Raw genomic sequence first — 18,905 nt, forward strand, 5'->3', positions numbered from 1 at the left:
CCCCCCGGGAATCCCGCTACGCCGCCGGCGCCGGAGGGACAGCCCGCCCCGACCGAGCCCAACCCGGTCGACCCGAACGCCGGTCGCATCGACAACGCCGTCGGCGGCTTCAGCTTCGTCCTGCCGCCGGGCTGGGTCGAGTCCGACGCCTCCCACCTCGACTACGGTTCGGCGTTGCTGAGCAAGACCACTGGGCAGCCGCCGTCGGCCGGGCAGCCGCCACCGGTGGCCAATGACACCCGCATCGTGCTGGGCCGGCTGGATCAAAAGCTGTACGCCAGCGCCGAAGCCACCAATCCCAAGGCCGCCGTCCGGTTGGGCTCCGACATGGGTGAGTTCTTCATGCCGTACCCCGGCACGAGAATCAACCAGGAAACCGTTCCGCTCAACGCCAACGGCGTGACCGGCAGCGCGTCCTACTACGAGGTCAAGTTTTCCGACCCGGCCAAGCCGAACGGCCAGATCTGGACCGGCGTGATCGGTTCGCCGGCAGCCAACACCGCCAATGCCGGCCCGCCGCAACGATGGTTCGTGGTGTGGCTCGGGACCGCGAATGACCCGGTGGACAAAAATGCGGCCAAGGCGTTGACGGAGTCGATCCGGCCACTTGGCGCGCCGCCGGCCGCGGGAGCACCTCCTGCCGGCGGGACGCCGCCTGCGGCTGGGGCACCTCCCGCGGGCGCGCCACCAGCTGGGGCTCCTCCGGCGGGGGCACCTCCCGCGGGTGCACCACCGGCGGGGGCACCACCGGCTGGGGCACCTCCCGCGGGTGCACCGCCAGCCGGGGCACCACCGGCGGGGGCACCTCCCGCGGGTGCACCGCCAGCCGGGGCACCTCCCGCTGAATCGGGGCCGCCCGCGGGTGCACCGGCGTCGCCGTCGCAGCCACCCGCCGGGGCTCCAGCCGGCGAAGTCAGCCCTACCCCCGCACCCGCTCAGCGGACACTCCCGGCCTGACCCGGACTCTCCAGCCAATGGCGCGCGGCCATGCCGCGGCGTCGGGGCGCCGATCGTTTGCGCAGATCGGATTGACTTGACCTGCAGCGGGTATACCCTCGGTGTCTTTTCCACTAGTCAATCCGAAGGAGCTCGTCGTGGTCTGGCACGTCATTTGGATGATCATCCTGGGTCTTATCGTCGGCCTGATCGCACGAGCCATCGTGCCCGGCAGGCAATCGATGGGTTGGATCGCAACGGCGTTGCTCGGCATTGTTGGGGGTTATGTCGGCGGCACGCTGGGAAGCGTCGTCTTCCCACCGCATAAGTTCACCATCACCCCTCCGATCAATCACTCGTTCTGGGGCGCGCTGGTCGGCGCGGTGATCCTGTTACTCATCTACAAGGCCGTCACTTCCCGCACCAGAACCTTGTAGGCCATCTTCGGGCTCCGGATCACCGGGGCCGCGCGACACAATTTCGGTAGACCAGCTATACCCATATCCCAGTCCAGCAACTGGGCTGGGCTTTGCCCGCGATCGCAAGGAGACCGCTCATGGACCTCATGGCAGCTACCGAATATCTGGCCCGCTCGACGACCACGACCAGCGTCGGCGTGATCGGCTACATCATCATCGGCGGGTTGGCGGGGTGGATCGCCGGCAAGATCGTCAAGGGCGGCGGATCCGGCATCTTGATGAACATCGTGATCGGTGTCGTCGGCGCGTTGCTTGGCGGATTCCTGCTGAGCTTCGCGTTCGATACCGCCTCCGGGGGTTGGTTCTTCACCTTTCTCACCGCGCTGCTGGGCTCGATCATCCTGCTCTCGATCGTCGGCCTGGTGCGCCGGCGTTAGCTGAACTCGTTGCCGCCGTGGCAGGTTCAGGGCGGATCGACGGAAATGGCCACACATCGCGCATGATGATGTGATGGCGGCACAGGTGACCACTACGACGATGAGCGCGTGGCAGGTGCGTCGGCCCGGTCCGATGGACAGCCATCCGCTCGAACGCGTAACCGCTCGACTACCGCGTCCCGCACGGTCCGAACTGCTGGTGGCGGTTCGCGCGTGCGGGGTGTGCCGCACCGACCTGCACGTCACCGAGGGCGATCTGCCGGTGCACCGTGAGCGGGTGACCCCCGGCCACGAGGTGGTGGGCGAGGTCGTCGAGGTGGGCGCTGACGCCGGCGACGAGTTCAGCGTGGGGGACCGGGTGGGCATTGCCTGGCTGCGCCATACCTGCGGGGTGTGCAAGTACTGCCGCCGGGGTGACGAAAACCTGTGCCCCGAGTCGCGCTACACGGGCTGGGACGCTGACGGCGGATACGCCGAATTCGCGACGGTCCCAGCATCTTTCGCCCACCACCTACCGAGCGGCTACACCGACAGCGAGCTGGCGCCGCTATTGTGCGCCGGCATCATCGGATACCGCTCGTTGCTACGCGCCGAACTGCCACCCGGCGGCCGGCTGGGTCTCTACGGTTTCGGCGGCAGCGCTCACATCACCGCACAGGTCGCGTTGGCGCAGGGCGCCGAGGTACACGTGATGACCCGGGGAGCAGCCGCCCGCGAACTGGCGCTGAACCTGGGCGCCGCGTCGGCCCAAGGCGCCACCGACCCGCCGCCGGTGCCGCTGGACGCCGCGATCCTGTTTGCTCCGGTCGGAAATCTGGTGTTGCCCGCAATGCAGGCGCTCGACCGCGGCGGCACCTTGGCGATCGCGGGGATTCACCTGTCCGATATTCCAGCCCTCAATTACCAACGTCATTTGTTTCAGGAACGTCAGGTCCGGTCGGTCACGTCCAACACCCGGGCGGATGCACGCGCGTTTCTCGACTTCGCCGCACAGCATCGCATTGAAGTCACCACGCCGGAATACCCACTCGGACAAGCGGATCAGGCGCTGACCGACCTAAGCTCCGGCCGGATCGCCGGCGCGGCGGTTTTGCTCGTGTGACCGTCGGCCGGCTCAGGTAGAGAGGTGCCAGACCAGCGCAGCGGCGAGGGCGCCCATTCCGTTGAGCGACCAATGCAGCGCGATCGGCGCAATCAGGCTGCCGCTGCGCCGACGCAGCCAGCTGAAGACGAACCCGGCCGCCCCGGTGGCCAACACCGCCAGCGTCACCCCGGCCAGCATTCCCATGATGCCGCCGCCGAACAGCCGACTAAAGCCGACGTTGCCGCTCGTCAGACCCAAGGACGTCGCGACATGCCACAGACCGAACAGCAGCGACCCCATCAATGCCACGCCACGAAATCCCCAGGCCCGGTTCAGTGCGCCGTGCAGCACACCACGAAAGGCCAGCTCCTCGGGGATCACCGTTTGCAGCGGAATAATCACCATCGACGCGATCACGGCGCCGGAGAATCCCCAGAGCTGAGCGTAGTGGTGGTTCATGAACATCGGCCGGGTCGTCGGCAACAGCACACCAACCACGATCACCGAGAGCACGACGGCCACCGCAGCCAGCGCGTAGCCCAGCCCTGATCTCCAGTGCTCGCGTCCCAACCCGAGTTCGGCCCACCCCAGCCCGCGCCAGCGGACCAGGGCCACCAAGCCGAGGGCGGCGGCCGGGACGGTAGCGATGCTCGCCCATGGTGTGGTGAAGTGCGCGATCAGGTTTGTCAGCACCAGCACCCCCACGACGACGGCAATGTCGACGTGCAGCCAGAACCGGTTCAACACCGCATCGGACTGCGCAGGAGCTTGTTCCAGGACGTGGTCAGGCATTGTCGTGAGTTTACCCGCGGGTTCAGCCTTGGTTCGGCGCAAGGCGGCGGCGTGCGTAGGCCGTTAGCTCCGCGGACAGCGCGTCGGCCCGCAACAGCTGCGGAAGCAGCTCCGGCTCCGTCATTCGCGCGCGGAACACCAGCCCGATGGTCACGTCATGGTCGGGCCGGTGAACGATGGTGATCTCGTCGCCGGCGCGCACCGTTCCGGGCTCGATCACTCTTAGGTAGGCGCCGGGTTTGCCGGCCTGGGTGAAGGTCTTGATCCAGTGGTTCAGCTTCAGGAATGCGACGAATGTCCGGCACGGCGTCCTGGGTGCGGAGACTTCGAGCAGCAGGCCGTCGGCGCCGACGCGCCACCGTTCCCCGATCCGTGCGCCGGTCACGTCGACGCCCATCGTGGTCAGGTTCTCGCCGAAGTTTCCGTGGGCAAGTGTGCGCTGAAGTTTGGTTTCCCAGACGTCCAGATCTTCGCGCGCGTATGCGTAGACGGCTTGGTCGTCGCCGCCGTGGTATTTCGGATTGCCGATGGTGTCGCCGACGAGTCCGCTGCCCAGACCACCGTGCATGGGACCGGGATCGCGGACCATGACCGGTTCGGTTACCGGCAGTTTGTATATGCCGGTGACCTTCGACATGGCGCGCGGGTCCGGGTTTTCCCGGGCCTGAGCCACGTTGACCGACACCACTTTTGCGACCGTCACTCGTTCCGCTCGCTCGTCTCCCAGGTCCGATGGGTCGTCTCGCTCCCGTCACTCACTTGTGCCGATGTTCGTCTCGCTCCCGTCACTTCGTTCCGCTCGCTCAACTTCACGGTTCGTTCCGCTCGCTCGACTCCCAGGTCCGATGGGTCGTCTCGCTCCCGTCACTCACTTTCGTTCGTTCCGCTCGCTCGACTCCCAGGTCCGATGGGTCGTCTCGCTCCCGTCACTCACTTTCGTTCGTTCCGCTCGCTCGACTCCCAGGTCCAGCCCGCGATTTGCGGGTCGTCTTCACCGTGCTCACGTGTGTAACGACGTGCCGCCAGCCGAGCGTCAGCCATCCTTTGACGCAGCACGGCGGCCTGGCTGCCCAGGCCCTCCACTCGGTCGATGACGTCCATCACCAGATGGAATCGGTCGAGGTCGTTCAGCATCACCATGTCGAACGGCGTCGTGGTGGTGCCGCGCTCCTTGAATCCGCGGACATGGATGTGCGGATGGTTGCTGCGGCGATATGTGAGCCGGTGAATCAGCCAAGGGTAGCCGTGGTAGGCGAAGATCACCGGCTTGTCGCTGGTGAACAGCGCATCGAATTCCCTGTCCGGCAACCCATGTGGATGTTCGGATTGAGGTTGCAGACGCATCAGGTCGACGACGTTGATCACCCGCACCTGCAGTTCGGGCAGTTCGTGTCGCAGGATGTCGGCGGCCGCGAGGGTCTCCAGCGTCGGAATGTCACCGGCGCAGGCCAGCACCACGTCGGGCTCGCCGGCAGCGGTGCTCGCCCACTGCCAGATGCCCAGCCCGCGGGTGCAGTGCGCGATCGCCTCGTCCATCGACAGGTAGGCCAAAGCGGGTTGCTTGCCGGCGACGATCACGTTCACGTAATCGCGGCTGCGCAGGCAGTGGTCCGCGACCGACAGCAACGTATTGCCGTCCGGCGGCAGGTAAACCCGTACCACCTCGGCGCGCTTGTTGGCGACCAGATCGATGAAGCCGGGATCCTGATGAGACGCGCCGTTATGGTCCTGACGCCATACATGCGAGCTCAACAGGTAGTTCAGCGACGCGATCGGCCGCCGCCAGGGCAACTCGAGACTGGTCGACAGCCATTTCGCGTGCTGATTGAACATCGAGTCGACGATGTGCACGAACGCCTCGTAGCAGTTGAACAGGCCGTGGCGGCCAGTCAGCAGATAGCCCTCCAGCCAGCCCTGGCACAGGTGCTCGGACAACACCTCCATCACCCGGCCGTCGGCGGACAGATGGTCGTCTTCGGGACCGATCTCGGAGAGCCAGACCCTGCCCGTCGACTCGAAAACCGCCGACAGGCGGTTAGAGGCGGTCTCGTCGGGACCCATCAGCCGGAAGTTGTCCGGGTTGCGGCCGATCACATCCCGCAGGAACGCCCCCAGCACGCGGGTGGCCTCATGGGTCGTCACGGCAGGCGCAGTCACCTCCACCGCGTACTCGCGGAAGTCCGGAAGGTCCAGGTCGCGCAGCAACAGGCCGCCGTTGGCATGCGGATTCGCACTCATCCGCCGATCACCGCTCGGTGCGGCCGCCTTCAGTTCGGGACGCAGCGCGCCGCTCTCGTCGAACAACTCCTCCGGACGGTAACCGCGCAGCCATTCTTCCAGTTGCGCACGGTGCGTTGGGTTTTGGTGCGTTTCCGCCAGCGGCACCTGGTGAGAGCGCCAGGTTCCCTCCACCTGATGGCCGTCCACCACTTTCGGCCCCGTCCAGCCCTTCGGTGTACGCAGCACGATCATCGGCCACACCGGCCGTTCGGTCTGGCCAGAGTCGCGCGCGTCATGCTGAATCGACGCAATCTCGTCGAACGCGTCGTCCAACGCGGCGGCGAGCTGCTGATGCACCGAGGCCGGCTCGTCGCCGGCGACCACGATCGGCCGATAACCGTAGCCGCGCAGCAGCGCTTCGAGCTCGGCCTGCGGGATTCGGGCCAGCACAGTCGGATTGGCGATCTTGTATCCGTTGAGGTGCAGGATCGGCAGCACCGCGCCGTCGACGGCCGGGTTGAGGAACTTGTTCGAATGCCAGCCGGCGGCCAGCGGGCCCGTCTCGGCCTCGCCGTCACCGACCACACAGGCGACCACCAGATCGGGATTGTCGAACGCCGCGCCGTAGGCATGCACCAACGCGTAACCGAGTTCGCCGCCCTCGTGGATGGACCCCGGTGTCTGGGCGGCCACGTGGCTCGGAATGCCGCCGGGGAAGGAGAACTGACGGAACAGCCGCCGCATGCCGTCGGTGTTCTCGCCGATACCGGTGTAGACCTCGCTGTATGTGCCTTCGAGGTAGGCGTTTGCGACCAGCCCCGGGCCGCCGTGACCGGGCCCGGTGACATAAATGACGTTGGCGTCGCGGTTGCGGATGATCCGGTTCAGGTGCGCATAGACGAGGTTGAGCCCAGGCGTGGTGCCCCAGTGCCCCAGCAGCCTCGGTTTGACGTGCTCAGCCGTTAGCGGCTCGGCGAGCAGCGGGTTGTCCAGCAGGTAGATCTGGCCGACCGAGAGATAGTTGGCCGCACGCCAATACGCGTCGATGAGGGCGAGTTCGTCGTCGGGAAGGACGGTGGGAGTGGTCGCGCTGTCTGGGCTCATCTGCCCGATTGTTCCGTTCGTCGGTAAACACCCTGCCAGCGGTGCTCACTCCTCGCCGCGAGCCCGGGCTTCGTAGGCCTTGCGCTGCTCGACATCGACGTCGTCGGTGAAGACATGCTCGCCGCCAAGGATGCGGTTCAATCCTTCGCGGAACACCCGCGGCATGAAGTACTGCGACGCGACCATCGCGCCGGCCGCCCTGGTAACCCGCACCCGCGGCTTGGGGCGCGCGATGAGCCCGATGATCGCGTCCGCGATGTCGCCCGGCTCCGCGTTCTTGAACCCCCGAGCGCCGTGCGTGCCCGAGATGAGCTCGGTGTTGACGAACGACGGCGACACCATCGAGAACTTGACGCCCTCCTTGCGGTACTCCAGCCGGGCCGAGTCGGTGAAAGCAACCACCGCGTGCTTGCTGGCGCAGTAGGTGGCCAGCCCGGCAGCGTAGATCTCACCGGCCAGCGAGGCGACGTTGATGACGTGGCCTCGTCCACGCGGGACCATGCGCTGCACCGCCAGCTTGCTGCCCAGGATCACGCCGAAGACGTTGATGTCCAGAATGCGGCGGGTCACGGCGTCCGGCTCGTCGATGATCCGGCCGACCGGCATGATGCCCGCGTTGTTGACCAGCACGTCGATCGGGCCGAGTTGACGCTCTGCCTGGTCCAGAAAGTCGGAGAACGAATTCCTGTCGGTGACATCGAGTTTGCCGTACACATCGAGGCCGAGCCCGGCGCCAGACTCCTTAACCGTCGCCTCGTCGATGTCGCCGATCGCAACCTTGGCGCCCAGCTTGTGCAGTGCGGTCGCGGTGGCCAATCCGATGCCACGGGCGCCGCCCGTGATCACGACCACCTTGTCGCGGACCTTGAGACCGACGGATGCGGTATCAGCCATTTTCGTCCCTTCGGGGTTTTGACGGGTGTCAACTGGCGAGTCGCCTAAGCACAGCACGCGAGGTCATGCTGCGCAATAACCGCGAGCACGAGCAGACGCAAAAGCACTCAATTTCGGCCCGAATTTGGTGATTTTGCGTCTGCTCGGCACTAAGCGTCACGGGCCGATCCGAGGGCTGCGATAGGTTCGACCCATGCCAGTTGACCCCCGCACGCCGGTACTGATCGGCTACGGCCAGGTCAACCACCGCGACCCGATCGACCCCGAGACCCGATCCGTCGAACCGCTCGACCTGATGGCCGCGGCGGCCGAGCAGGCGGGCAAACCCCACGTCCTTCGGGCTGTCGACGCCATCCGCGTGGTCAACATCCTGTCGGCGCAGTACCGGGACCCCGGCCTGTTACTCGGGGAACGGATCGGCGCCGACGGTTTCACCACCCTTTACAGCCCGGTCGGCGGCAATGTACCGCAGTCGCTGGTCAACCAGGCCTGCCTGGACATCCAGCAGGGGCGCGCCGGCGTGGTGCTGCTGGCCGGCGCCGAAACCTGGCGTACCCGCAGGGGGCTGAGGGCCAGAGGCAGCAAGCTGGTGTGGACAATTCAGGATGAATCGGTGCCGATGGCCGAAGTGGCCGGTGACGATGTACCGATGGCCGGCGACGCCGAGATCCGCATCAAGCTGGACCGCCCGGCCTATGTGTACCCGCTGTTCGAACAAGCGCTGCGAATCGCCAACGGCGAGGCGGTCGACGATCATCTGCGCCGCATCAGCGAGCTGTGGGCGCGTTTCAACGCCGTTGCCGTAGACAATCCGAACGCCTGGATCCAGAAGCCGGTGACCGCCGAAGAAATCGCGCAACCGGGCCCGCAGAACCGGATGATCAGCTGGCCCTACACCAAGTTGATGAACTCCAACAACATGGTCGACCAGGGCGCCGCGCTTATCCTGACGTCGGCCGAACAGGCACAACGCCTGCAGATCCCAACCGACCGCTGGGTTTTCCCGCAGGCGGGTACCGACGCGCACGACACCTCTGCCATCGCCGAGCGCGCCGAGCTACACCGCTCACCCGCCATCCGGATAGCCGGTGAGCGAGCTCTCGAGCTGGCCGGCCTGGCCGTCGACGACGTCGACTACGTCGACCTGTACTCGTGCTTTCCCTCTGCCGTTCAAGTCGCGGCCAACGAACTGGGCCTCAGCGTCGACGATCCGGCGCGGCCGCTGACCGTCACCGGCGGCCTGACCTTCGCAGGCGGCCCGTGGAGCAACTACGTGATGCATTCCATCGCCACCATGGCCGAGCTGCTGGTGGCCAATCCCGGGCGGCGCGGCCTGATCACGGCCAACGGCGGCTACCTGACCAAGCACAGCTTCGGCCTCTACGGGACCGAGCCACCTTCCGCTTTTCGTTGGGAGGACGTGCAATCCGCGGTGGACCGCGAACCCGTCCGGCAGGGCCTGACCGAATGGGAGGGTGCCGGCACAGTCGAAGCCTGGACCACGCCGTTCGACCGGGACGGACGTCCCGAAAAGGTTTTTCTCGCGCTCCGAACACCTGACGACGGCCGCGCACTGGCAGTGATTCCGGAATCCGCGGCCGCGGAATTGTCGGTTCGCGAGGACATCGCCGGCGCCAAGGTCACCGTCCAATCGGACGGCACGGCGACGCTATGAACGTCCGTGGCTACTCTCGATCTACCGGCTCAACCTGGTCAAAACCCGTCCGGCCAGCGTGAGCGAATTTTGACGCGACGGCAAAAGCGCCGCAAATTTTCGCGGGGTGCCTATTGTCGAGGATGTTGGGAGGTGAGTCGGGGTGCGGATCCTGCTGACCGGTGCCACCGGGGCAGTCGGCCGCCTCGTGGCACGACACCTGGTCGCGGCGGGGCACACGGTCAGCGGCATCGCGCAGCGGCCGCACGAATACTTGCCCGCACAAATCGACCTTATCCGTGCGCCACTGAGTAGCCCCATCCTGCAAAGCCTGGCCGAAGATGCCGACGCGGTGATCCATCTGGCACCTGTGGACACCACCGCGCCCGGCGGCGAAGGGATCAACGGCGTCGCGCATGTCACCCATGCGGCCGCCCGTGCCGGCGCCCGGCTGCTCTTCGTCTCCCAAGCCGCGGGACAGCCCGACCTGTACCGGCCCGCCGAGTCGCTGGTCTCCACGAGTTGGGCGCCGAGCCTGGTCGTCCGCATCGCACCTCCGGTCGGCCGCCAGCTCGACTGGATGGTGTGCCGCACGGTGGCCACCTTGCTGCGCGCCAAGGTCTCCGAGCGGCCCATGCGGGTACTGCACCTCGATGATCTCGCCCGGTTCCTGGTAGCGGCGCTGAACACCGACCGGACCGGCGTGGTCGACCTGGCTACCCCGGACACCGTCAACATGGTCACCGCCTGGCGGCTGCTGCGATCCGTCGACCCGCGTTCGCGGGTGCCTCGGGTTCGCGATTGGGCGGAGCTCTTTCCCCAGGTGGATCTGGCTGCTGTGCAAGAGGATTGGCGGTTCGAGTTCGGCTGGCACGCGGGCGAGGCCGTCGTCGACACGGCGCGAGGTCTGGTGGGGCGCAAGCTCGATGCCGCCGGCGCGATCTATCAGGCGGGTCAGCTCGGGCTTCCGGTGGAACCGTTACCGCGACTCGCGCCGCCGGAGCGGCTACAACCAGCAGTGCCGGAGAGTCTGGAGGGCGAGTTCGACGACCGCATCGATCCGCGATTCCCGGTCTTCAGCGCCACCAGCCTGGCCGAGGCGCTGCCGGGCCCACTGACCCCGATCACGCTCGACGTGCAGATGAGCGGACTGCGCGCGGCGAGCCGGGTGATGGGTCAGGTGCTCGCGCTTGGCGGCGTCGTCGGTGACGAATGGGGGAGCAGAGCCATCGCGGTGTTCGGCCATCGCCCGTATGTCGGTGTCTCGGCCAATGTCGTCGCCGCCACCCAGCTGCCCGGCTGGGACCAGCAAGCCGTCACCGCGCATGCCCTGGGCGAGCAGCAGCAGGACACCCAACTCCTGCCGTTCGGTCGCCCCCAATTGGCTGGAGGGCCGCTTGGCTCAGTAGCCAAAGCGGTCGTCACGGCACGGTCCCTGGCACTGTTGCGCCATCTACGTGCCGACACCCAGGCCTACAGCGCCGCTGCGACGGCAGAGCACCTCGATCCGCGACGGCTGGCGTCGCTGCCCGACGCCAGCCTGCAAGTGCGCATACCGCTGTTACGGGACCGGATTCACCAGGGCTGGATTCTCACCGCGCTGTGGGTCATCGACAGCGGCGTGACCGCGGCGGCGCTACAGCACACCAGCGGCGGCAGCCAGCTGTCCGGGGTGAGCACGATCATGGAAAGCGGCCGCGTGGCCGCCGAGACCGCAACCCTGGCCGAGGTGTTGAGGCCCGATCCGCAATTGCTTGCCCTGGCCCGCAGCGGCGACCTCGATGGCGCGCGTGTCTTGTTTCCGAGTGCCGCGAGCGCTCTCGATGCGGCTCTCACCCGGATCGGGCACCGCGGGCCCGGTGAAGCCGAACTAGCGCAACCGATGTTCGCCGACGACCCCGGGACGCTGCTGATGACCGCCGCCGAAGTCGCTGACCGCCCGGCCGAGCCGACGCCACCGGCAACCTTGGCGCGGCGGCTGGCCGACAACGCCCGCGGCTTGCGGGAGCTGGCCCACGACACCACTTTGCGCTTCACGCATGAGCTTCGGCTGGCCTTGCGCGAGTTGGGATCTCGGCGGGTGGCCGCCGACCTGATCGACGTCGTCGACGACGTGTACTACTTGACTTGCGACGAGGTGGTCAGCATGCCAGCCGACGCGCGGCTGCGGATCAAACGCCGGCGCGCCGAGCGGGAGCGCCTGCAGGTACAGCGCCCGCCCGATGTCATCCACGGCGGCTGGAGGCCGGTCGACGAAAAGCCGAACTAGCGATCAACCGAGCAGGTCAGCCAGCGGTGACTGCGGGTCGGCCAGCTTGCCGGCATCGACCGGAGCCTTGGACCGGATCAAGGCTTTGACGTCGTCGAGCACGTCCCAGACATTGACGTTCATTCCGGCCAGCACTCGACCGGCGCCGTCGAGCCAGAAGGCGACGAATTCACGTCCGGCGACGTCGCCGCGAAACACCACCCGATCGAAGCTGGGGGCGTGGCCGGCATATTCCATGCCGAGGTCGTACTGGTCGGTGAAGAAGTACGGCAGCTCGTCGTATTCGCCTGGCTTGCCCAGCATTCCGGCGACCGCCACCGCGGGTTGCTTGAGCGCGTTGGCCCAGTGCTCGGTGCGAATCCGCACACCGAACAGCGGGTGCTCGGCGGCGGCGATGTCGCCCACCGCATAGATGTCGGCGTCGCTGGTGCGCAGCGACGCGTCAACCGCCACACCACCGTCACTCATCGAAAGCCCCGCCTGTTCGGCGAGTTCGAGGTTCGGCTTGGCGCCCACGGCCACCAGCACGGTGTCGGCGGCGACCGTCGACCCGTCGGCCAGCTTGAGCCCGGTCGCTTTGCCCTGCCCCGTCGGGATCTCCTCGACCTGCGCCTCGAGCCGCAGGTCGACCCCGTGGTCGCGGTGCAGCGCGGCGAACACTTCGCCGACGGTTTCACCGAGCGCTGCCATCAGCGGTTGCTTGGCTGTCTCGACCACAGTGACATTGACACCGCGCTGACGGGCGGCCGCCGCCACCTCCAGCCCGATCCATCCGGCACCCACTACCGCAAGCGAACTGCCTTCGGCCAGAACAGAATTCAGGGCTGCAGCATCGCCGAACGTACGCAGATAGTGGACACCGGCGGCATCGGATCCAGGTATCGGGGCATGACGCGACGCCGACCCGGTCGCCAACAGCAGTTTGTCGTACCCGATCGTCGTGCCGCCGGGCAGGCCAACGGTATGCGCGGCGGGATCCACGGAGGAGACCCGCTGGCCCAGCCTCAAGTCGACGTCATGTTCGCGGTACCAATCGGAGTTGTGCACGGTGAAGTCGTTCAGCGACTTCTTACCGGCCAGGTACTCCTTGGACAGCGGGGGGCGTTCGTAGGGCAGGTGATCCTCTTCGCACAAGAGAACGACCTTGCCATCAAAGTCATTGTCGCGCAACGCTTCTACTGCCTTAGCGCCGGCAAGTCCGCCGCCGACGATGACGAATGTGGTCGAGCTGGCCATGGTTGCTGCTCCATTCTGTTGTCGACGCCGCCAGCCTACCCGCGGCCGATCAGCTCAAAAGTTCGCGCAGCGTAAGTGCATTGCGCACCGCGTGACCGCCCAGGTCGTTGTTGAAGTACATCCATACGTCGCGGCCGTCGTCACGCCATTGCGTGATTCGGTCGGCCCAGCGACGCAGTTGGTCGTCCGAGTAACTTCCGGCATAGATCGAGTCCTGATCCGGGCCGTGCATCCGGATGTAGACGAAGTCGGTAGTGGCCCGCGGGACGCAGACCAGTCCTGCCCCGCTCATCACCACGTAGCCGGCGGCGCGGCGTTCCAGCAGGGCATACACCGCGTCGTCATTCCACGACGGATGCCGCAGCTCAACGGCGACGCGGATCTCTGCCGGCACGGCGGCGAGGAAGGCATCGAGGCGGGCGTCGTCGCGCTGTTGCTCCGGATGCAGCTGCACCAGCAGCACTCCACGGCGATCACCCAGCACCTGCCAACAGCGTTCGAACCGCTCGATCCACGGTTCGGGCGAGGTCAGGCGACGGTAGTGGGTCAGTCCGCGATGCGCTTTGACGGACATGGTGCAGCCGCGCGGCATCTGATCACGCCACCCGGCAAACGTCGAATCCTTCGGCCAGCGGTAGAAACTCGCATTGAGCTCTACCGTGTCGAACGTCTCGAGAAATAGCGCAAAGCGCTTACCGGAAGCCAATTTCGGCGGGTAGAGCACGCCGGTCCAGTGATCGTAGGACCAACCCGACGTGCCGATCCGCACGGTCACGGAATTCTCAACCGATCACCCGCCGGCGCACGTCGTCGTCCAGCGATGCCCGCACCAGAGCGGCCGCCAGCCGGGCGTTGGCACGCCAACCCTGCCAGCTTCGTCGGGCCGGTTCATACCCCGCGGCTTACCCGCGACGCGCAACCGCAAACCTTGGGGCGTCGAGTGTGCAGTTGTCGCACGCGCCACCCCCGTTTTGCGTACAAAAAGTCCACATCCGGCATCGACGAATGCCCTCCAAACGCCTACTTGGGTGGCAACGTGCGCGCGTAGTCCGCGCCCCGGTTGACCCAACTCTGAAGCTGGCGTTTGGTTTTCACTCCGTCGTCGGCGACACGCAACCAGCCGCGCATCTGCCGACCTCCCATCTCCATGAGACCGACGTGCGCGCGGGCCAGTAGCTTGTCGGTGTCCTCCGGCGGCACCCGGACCAGCAATCCGCCCTGGCCGCTGGCGGCCACCGCCATGTTGCCGTTGATCAAAAAGGCCAGCCCGCCGAACATCCGCTTCTCTTCGACACCGCGCTGCGGCCCCAGCAGTTCGCGGATCCGGTTGGCCAGGTCTTCGTCGTAGGCCATCAGTCGAGGTCGACCCGGATGGTGAGCAGGTCGCTACCCATCAAGCGCACGACCGCACTGTTGAGGCGGGGCAGGTTCCCCAGCCGCCGCACCGGATCGTCGTCGGGCAGTAGGTGCGCGGTTCCGTTGCGCCACTTTCCGCCGATGCGCACCCGCACCGCCGGGTTGGCCTTCATGTTGCGCACGTAGTCGGAGTGCTCGCCGTGTTCGGAGACCATCCAGAACTGGTTGCCGACCACTTTTCCGCCGACCGCGGTGAGCCGCGGCTTTCCGGACTTGCGGCCGACGGTTTCAATCATCGTCACCGGCAATTGCCGGCCGATCGGATTGACCACGAGCCGTTGTACGCGATGGACCACTTGCCGTTTCAGACTCACGGGTCCATTAAACGCCGCAGGGCGCGGCTCACGCAGCGGCCGTTGTCGTTTCCGTGGCCGGTTCGAGTGCCTGGGCGACAATCTCGGCGACGTCGGACATCGGCTTGACCGTCAGGGCCTCGAGTACCTCTGCGGGAACCCCTCCAGAATCCGGGTCCAGATCCGGCTCGTTGCGCTGCGGAATGAAAACCGTTGACAAGCCGGCACGTTGGGCGGCAAGCAGCTTCTGCTTCACACCGCCGATCGGCAACACGCGACCGTTCAGCGTGACCTCACCGGTCATCCCGACATCGGAGCGCACCTGACGTCCGGTGGCCATCGACACCAACGCGGTCACCATGGTCACCCCGGCCGACGGGCCGTCCTTGGGTACCGCACCGGCCGGCACGTGTACGTGGATGCGCCGGTCCAGCGTTTTGGGGTCGACACCTAGCTCCGCAGCGTGCGAACGCACGTAGGACAAGGCGATCTGCGCCGACTCCTTCATCACGTCGCCCAGTTGCCCGGTCAGCTGCAAACCCGGTTCGCCGTCGGTGCCTCCGGCCTCGATGTAGAGCACGTCGCCGCCGAGGCCGGTGACGGCCAGGCCGGTGGCCACGCCGGGCACCGCCGTGCGTTCGGCCGACTCGGGCGTGAACCGCGGACGGCCCAGGTAGCCGACGAGGTCGGGCTCGTCGATCACCTTCGGGCCAGGCTCCTCGGCGAGCCTGGTGGTCACCTTGCGCAGCGCCTTGGCCAGCAGGCGTTCGAACTGCCGTACACCCGGCTCACGGGTGTAGTCGGCGGCGATCTTGCGCAGCGCGGCCTCGGTCACCGTGACCTCGTCGTCGCTCAGCGCCGCACGCTCGCGCTGCCGGGGCAGCAGGTAGTCGCGGGCGATGGCCACCTTGTCGTCCTCGGTGTAACCGTCGATCTGCACCAGCTCCATGCGGTCCAGCAACGCCGACGGGATGTTCTCGATCACGTTGGCGGTGGCCAGAAACACCACGTCGGACAGGTCGAGGTCCAGATCGAGGTAGTGGTCGCGGAAGGTGTGGTTCTGCGCCGGATCGAGCACCTCCAGCAGCGCCGCACTGGGATCACCGCGGTAGTCGGAGCCGACCTTGTCGATCTCATCAAGCAGCACAACGGGATTCATCGAACCCGCCTCGCCGATCGCCCGCACGATGCGGCCCGGCAGCGCCCCGACGTAGGTGCGACGGTGCCCGCGAATCTCGGCCTCGTCGCGCACGCCGCCTAGGGCGACGCGCACGAACTTACGACCCAGCGCGCGCGCCACGCTCTCACCCAGCGACGTCTTGCCGACGCCGGGCGGCCCGGCCAGCACCATCACCGCGCCGGAGCCGCGTCCGCCGACGACCTGCAGCCCCCGCTGCGCCCGGCGGGTACGGACGGCCAGGTATTCGACAATGCGGTCCTTGACGTCTTCGAGCCCGTGGTGGTCGGCGTCCAGGATCTCCCGCGCCGCCTTGAGGTCCGCCGAGTCTTCGGTGCGCACGTTCCAGGGCAGGTCCAGCACGGTGTCCAGCCAGGTCCGGATCCAGCCGCTTTCCGGGCTCTGGTCGCTGGCGCGTTCCAGCTTGCCGACCTCGCGCAGCGCTGCCTCGCGGACCTTCTCGGGCAGGTCAGCGGCCTCGACGCGGGCGCGGTAGTCGTCTGATCCGTCGGGCTCGCCCTCGCCGAGTTCCTTGCGGATGGCGGCGAGCTGTTGACGCAGCAGGAACTCCTTTTGCGTCTTCTCCATGCCGTCGCGCACGTCTTCGGCGATCTTGTCGTTGACCTCGACTTCGGCCAGATGCGAGCTGGTCCAGTCGATCAGCACCCGCAGCCGTTCGGCGACATCGGCGGTCTCCAGCAGCTGGCGCTTCTGCACATCGGTCAGGTAAGAGGCGTAGCCCGAGGTGTCCGCCAGCGCCGACGGGTCGGTCAGGCTGTTCACGTAATCGACGATCTGCCAGGCCTCGCGGCGCTGCAGCATCGCCAGCAGCAGCTTCTTGTACTCGGCCGCCAGGGCCTTGATTTCGTCGGTCAACTCCTGGTCGGCGACCTCGGTCACCTCGACCCACAACGCCGCGCCGGGTCCGGATGCGCCCGCGCCGATGTGCGCCCGGCGCTCACCGCGCACCACGGCTGCGGTGCCGCCGCCCGCGATGCGTCCGACCTGCAGAATCTTCGCGATCACGCCGTGCGAGGGGTAGCGGTCGTCCAGTCGGGGGGCGATCAGTAGTTGCCTTGCTTCGGTCGCCTGAGCGGCGTCGGTCGCGGCGCGCGCAGCGTCGTCCAGCGCGATCGGGACCACCATTCCGGGCAACACGATGGTGTCGGTCACGAACAGCACCGGCACCGATTTGGCTTCAGCCATCAATCCTCCAAAGTTTGAGTCCGATGCGCTCAACCTTGTGGGTGGCCGGTTTGTTCCCGACGGGCCTGCGAGCGGTGGGCGCATCAGGTGCCGAGCAGACGCAGAATCGCCCAAAACATGCCCGAATCATGCGATTCTGCGTCTGCTCGCGCAGGTAACTGGCCTACGTCCGGTGAGCCGCGCGCTGACGGGCGCGGAAGGCTCGCACCTTGGCACGGTTGCCGCACGTGCTCATCCCGCACCAATGCCGGTTCTTGGCTCGCGACGAGTCCAGGTAGAGCCGCGTGCATTCAGGGTGAGCACATCGTTTGACGTTCTCGAACTCGGCGTCGGCCAGCAGATCGAGCAGATCGGCCGCCAGGTGAGCAAGCAGCTGGGAGGCGCTGCCCTCACGGCTGACCGATCCGTTTCGGCGCAGCCGCGGTGTGAGGCGGGGCTGCGCCGACCACTCGTTGATCAAGGCGACGTCGGCGGGTCTCAAATCGCGCCCGTCGAGGCGGGAGATGACGGTCCGGTAAGCGGCCTCGCGCAACGCTATTGCGGCCGCCAGGTCGTTGTCTGTCACATCGATCGGCGTGTCCAGCAGCCCCGCCGCAACCGCCCAGTCCGACAGACGTTCCGGGTCCGTCAGCAGTTCCTCACGGTCGGAATCCCGGCGTTTCAGCGTGCCGGCGAAGTCCAGGCACGGCCGGCCACTCACGTAGACGAACATCACAGGTAACCACCTTGACAGGTTTCAGCAGCTACTGCAACGTTGTAACCGTATAAGCCGGTTACAAAGGGATGACTGCCACATTGCCTCCGACGCACTTCCAAGAATCCGCCAAGGATCCGTTGAGAATCCTTCAAGCCGTCGCGCGGAGGCTGGGCCGAGGCTTGAAACACCTGGCTCAGGCGCAATCTCCCAACGCCCTCGCACTGGGCATCTCGAAACAGTGTGAACGGCACGGGCATCGCCGTCGTCTTAACCGAGTAACCCACCGTCGTACTTCAGTAGCGAGAGGCGAAAGGAGCCAATCGAAATGGATCTCGGCCGCATCACTAACCCGCTGAGGTTGGCCAAGGGATCTCACCAGCCAGGATCGGGTAAGGGCTGCGCGATGAACGTGATCTCCTACATCAACGGCGATGCGCATGTCACTGACTTTCCGACGTGTTCCGCCCACCCGTTGAGCGTCCTCGTTCAGGCATGCAACGACCTGCTGGCCGGACCCGATGGCTATCTGTCGCCCGAAAACGCCGTGCTGGCTCTCGAACTCGCCTGGCAGACGGTGGGAACCGCCGATGTCGCCGGCGCCGTCGTGCACGCCTGGTTGGCCGAAATGCTGACCAACCCCACCTGGGGAGTACTCAAATTCGCCAGAATCACCGCGGTCAAAGCGATCCTCGACATCGCCGAGCTGCACCGCGCCGCAGCGTCGGGGGACATGCCATCAGTCGCCGCCTGGGACGCCGCCGATCGCGTCTCCCGCGCGATCAACACCCATCCGATCACCGCCGGCGGGTATGCGCTGCGGGCCGCATATGAGTCGACTACTGCCGCGGGAGCCGTTTGGTTGACGGCGGATCAGGTGGCGCTTTACGCCATGAACGCCTACGCGCTGGCGGCAGAAAACGCTACTTCCAGAGAGATAGTGGAGTTCACCCGCCAAGCCATCCGCTCGTGGCGCGAGCTGGCCGGACTGGACAGCACTGGTGCAAGCACCCAATCGCCGCAGGACCGCGAACTGCAATTGCAGGCGTGAGGTCTATTCGCAAGTCTGTTGGC

17 protein-coding genes are annotated in these 18,905 nt (G+C 66.6%); 7 read left to right on the plus strand and 10 right to left on the minus strand.

Annotated elements, in window-relative coordinates; genetic code table 11:
• The 4 genes from A5791_RS21730 to A5791_RS21745 all read left to right on the plus strand — a co-directional run.
• The coding region (locus A5791_RS21730) for an APA family fibronectin-binding glycoprotein (protein WP_082967066.1) at nt 1-957 on the plus strand (957 nt) is incomplete at its 5' end.
• A 137-nt stretch (nt 958-1,094) separates the two neighbouring features.
• Nucleotides 1,095-1,373, plus strand: coding sequence for a GlsB/YeaQ/YmgE family stress response membrane protein (locus tag A5791_RS21735; RefSeq protein WP_067241436.1), 279 nt, complete (start codon nt 1,095-1,097; stop codon nt 1,371-1,373).
• Nucleotides 1,374-1,492: 119 nt separating this feature from the next.
• Nucleotides 1,493-1,792, plus strand: a complete 300-nt coding sequence (locus A5791_RS21740; protein ID WP_067241282.1) for a GlsB/YeaQ/YmgE family stress response membrane protein — start codon at nt 1,493-1,495, stop codon at nt 1,790-1,792.
• Nucleotides 1,793-1,865: 73 nt separating this feature from the next.
• Nucleotides 1,866-2,894: a zinc-binding alcohol dehydrogenase family protein gene (locus A5791_RS21745; RefSeq protein ID WP_067241284.1), complete on the plus strand. Its 1,029-nt coding sequence runs from the start codon at nt 1,866-1,868 to the stop codon at nt 2,892-2,894.
• A gap of 12 nt (nt 2,895-2,906) precedes the next feature.
• On the opposite strand, the gene A5791_RS21750 is transcribed toward A5791_RS21745, so the two are convergent.
• The 4 genes from A5791_RS21750 to A5791_RS21765 form a co-directional block, all read right to left on the minus strand.
• Nucleotides 2,907-3,668 carry a CPBP family intramembrane glutamic endopeptidase gene (locus tag A5791_RS21750; RefSeq protein ID WP_067241286.1) on the minus strand — a complete coding sequence of 254 codons (762 nt, stop codon included), beginning with the start codon at nt 3,666-3,668 and terminating at the stop codon, nt 2,907-2,909.
• A 22-nt stretch (nt 3,669-3,690) separates the two neighbouring features.
• The gene (locus tag A5791_RS21755; protein ID WP_067241438.1) at nt 3,691-4,356 is read right to left on the minus strand and encodes an MOSC domain-containing protein; all 666 of its coding nucleotides are present in this window, start codon (nt 4,354-4,356) and stop codon (nt 3,691-3,693) included.
• Between the two features lie 242 nt (nt 4,357-4,598).
• Complete coding sequence (locus tag A5791_RS21760) at nt 4,599-6,992, minus strand: phosphoketolase (protein ID WP_067241288.1); 2,394 nt, start codon at nt 6,990-6,992, stop codon at nt 4,599-4,601.
• A gap of 45 nt (nt 6,993-7,037) precedes the next feature.
• Nucleotides 7,038-7,886, minus strand: coding sequence for an SDR family oxidoreductase (locus tag A5791_RS21765; RefSeq protein ID WP_067241291.1), 849 nt, complete (start codon nt 7,884-7,886; stop codon nt 7,038-7,040).
• Between the two features lie 193 nt (nt 7,887-8,079).
• Here A5791_RS21765 and A5791_RS21770 point away from each other — a divergent pair, with 193 nt between their 5' ends.
• A complete protein-coding gene (locus tag A5791_RS21770; protein ID WP_067241293.1) occupies nt 8,080-9,561 on the plus strand; it encodes an acetyl-CoA acetyltransferase in 1,482 nt (493 codons plus the stop codon).
• 142 nt (nt 9,562-9,703) lie between these two features.
• Nucleotides 9,704-11,809 carry an NAD-dependent epimerase/dehydratase family protein gene (locus A5791_RS21775; protein ID WP_067241296.1) on the plus strand — a complete coding sequence of 702 codons (2,106 nt, stop codon included), beginning with the start codon at nt 9,704-9,706 and terminating at the stop codon, nt 11,807-11,809.
• Nucleotides 11,810-11,812: 3 nt separating this feature from the next.
• Here A5791_RS21775 and A5791_RS21780 read toward each other — a convergent pair whose 3' ends face one another.
• The 6 genes from A5791_RS21780 to A5791_RS21805 all read right to left on the minus strand — a co-directional run bounded on the left by A5791_RS21780 (nt 11,813) and on the right by A5791_RS21805 (nt 17,849).
• Complete coding sequence (locus A5791_RS21780; protein ID WP_067241298.1) at nt 11,813-13,045, minus strand: NAD(P)/FAD-dependent oxidoreductase; 1,233 nt, start codon at nt 13,043-13,045, stop codon at nt 11,813-11,815.
• Nucleotides 13,046-13,094: 49 nt separating this feature from the next.
• Nucleotides 13,095-13,820: a DUF72 domain-containing protein gene (locus A5791_RS21785; protein ID WP_067241300.1), complete on the minus strand. Its 726-nt coding sequence runs from the start codon at nt 13,818-13,820 to the stop codon at nt 13,095-13,097.
• A 245-nt stretch (nt 13,821-14,065) separates the two neighbouring features.
• The gene (locus A5791_RS21790; RefSeq protein ID WP_067241303.1) at nt 14,066-14,398 is read right to left on the minus strand and encodes a TfoX/Sxy family protein; all 333 of its coding nucleotides are present in this window, start codon (nt 14,396-14,398) and stop codon (nt 14,066-14,068) included.
• Nucleotides 14,398-14,811, minus strand: coding sequence for a nitroreductase family deazaflavin-dependent oxidoreductase (locus tag A5791_RS21795; protein WP_369828118.1), 414 nt, complete (start codon nt 14,809-14,811; stop codon nt 14,398-14,400). Before A5791_RS21795 ends, A5791_RS21790 begins: the two co-directional genes overlap by 1 nt.
• Nucleotides 14,804-17,137, minus strand: coding sequence for an endopeptidase La (gene lon / locus A5791_RS21800; protein WP_067241307.1), 2,334 nt, complete (start codon nt 17,135-17,137; stop codon nt 14,804-14,806). Before lon ends, A5791_RS21795 begins: the two co-directional genes overlap by 8 nt.
• Before the next feature lie 163 nt (nt 17,138-17,300).
• Nucleotides 17,301-17,849: an ABATE domain-containing protein gene (locus A5791_RS21805; RefSeq protein WP_067241440.1), complete on the minus strand. Its 549-nt coding sequence runs from the start codon at nt 17,847-17,849 to the stop codon at nt 17,301-17,303.
• Nucleotides 17,850-18,159: 310 nt separating this feature from the next.
• Between A5791_RS21805 and A5791_RS21810 the strand changes: the two genes are divergently transcribed.
• Nucleotides 18,160-18,882, plus strand: a complete 723-nt coding sequence (locus A5791_RS21810) for a hypothetical protein (protein WP_197504754.1) — start codon at nt 18,160-18,162, stop codon at nt 18,880-18,882.
• Nucleotides 18,883-18,905 lie beyond the last annotated feature (23 nt).

This window comes from Mycobacterium sp. 852002-51163_SCH5372311 (assembly GCF_001667115.1).
In the GTDB taxonomy this organism is placed as follows: domain Bacteria; phylum Actinomycetota; class Actinomycetes; order Mycobacteriales; family Mycobacteriaceae; genus Mycobacterium.